This is a genomic window from Arthrobacter sp. SDTb3-6 (assembly GCF_013376095.1).
Lineage (GTDB): Bacteria > Actinomycetota > Actinomycetes > Actinomycetales > Micrococcaceae > Specibacter.
Genome location: NZ_JAAMFN010000109.1, coordinates 1 through 1,364 on the forward strand (window position 1 = coordinate 1; position 1,364 = coordinate 1,364).

Here is a 1,364-nt window from a genome sequence, read left to right on the forward strand (position 1 = left end):
CGGTCAATCGTGAAGTTGTTCAGTCGGGTGTTCTGCGATCAGTAGCGCCTTCTCGAGGTAGGCCTCCCAGTCGTTTCCGGCGTTCGTGCGGATCCAATCCACGAGCTTTGGGACGTCCGGATGCGAGGTGAGTGCTTTGATGAGCTTTCCCCTCCTGCCGATGTTTTGGGTGCTTGCGAAGGTCAAGTACTCGTTGAGCGTGTCTCGGACGGCCCATTCGAAACTGTCGACAATCGCATCGTCTACGGGCGGAGGTTCTTCGCCGTGCACTGCGGCGGAGCGCACACGAGAGTACAGGAACCAGGTGGCGTTCGGTTCCCGGAATCCGCCGGACACGACGTGGCTCAGGACGAGCTGCCGGAAGGCCAGCATGTCTGCCTTGAGCCCCTCGGACGTGTCGCCAAGTAGTGCTTCGAGGGCAAAGAAGAGGTAAAGGAGCGCGATGAGTGGTTCGTCGGCGAACCGAGCGCGTTCCATCCAGCGAAGTGCCAGATCGGCCTTCTTGTGGATGTCTGTCACGGGGGTCGCTGACATCGTCCAGACTGGCCCGTTGCTTATGCTGTCGAGGCTGGACGGCCCCAGTGTAAGTTCGTACGCGATATCGCCGCGGGATCGCCATCCGGACAAATTGTTGCTGAAGGCGTAGGCGACGGCAGGTCGAAATCTGAGCTGGCGGTCGTTGATCCCGTTGTGGTCACGCAGCCCAACGCGCGCGACACGGAGGGCATGCGCTAGGAGAGTCTGTGCTCTCTCGGCCATTTTTCCGAGGTTGGTGCCCGTGACGGGGATCGCGGCCACGCAGCCGATGGGCGGCGCGAGATCGAACCACGGCGCGGTTGTGGTTGGAATGCTTGAGTCGGTGACGGGCAGGAGTTGCAGCCCGAGCAACGTAGCGGGGGTATCGATGGCCAGATATTCGATTGGGAGGAAGCAGACGAGCTCGAGCAGTTCGCGGGAGTGCTTCGTGATGTACTGCTGAACCTGATCGGTCTCGGGGTCAGCCCAGGCCCGGGCGATGAAATCCTGGAGCGTGTCGGTCGACTTGTCCATGTGCTCGAAGCTCGGATCCCGCTCGAGTGCTTCCTCTAACCCGTTCATCGCATCGACGACAGCTTGAGTCACAGCCAGCATTTTTGATTCTGGACGAACGAGATCAAGCGGAAGGCGGAAACTCATCGAATGGTCGTCCTCGGCACTGGTCTTGACCCTTGCCAAGCGTTGGAGTTCGGCCAGAAGTTCCTCGACTGTCCTGGTTTTGGTGGCCACGACTTCAAGTTTGCAGCGAGATGCGCCGAGAGGCAATGATTCCTGGATTCAGCGGGCCCGGCTGACGCGAGCCGTCACCCAGCCGCGAGCTTGTCCCG

General features: G+C 60.6%; 1 protein-coding gene. It reads right to left on the reverse strand.

Features of this window, described 5'->3' with window-relative positions:
- Positions 1-3 precede the first annotated feature (3 nt).
- Positions 4-1,266, reverse strand: coding sequence for a hypothetical protein (locus G6035_RS19505; protein ID WP_176618759.1), 1,263 nt, complete (start codon positions 1,264-1,266; stop codon positions 4-6).
- Positions 1,267-1,364: the final 98 nt, after the last annotated feature.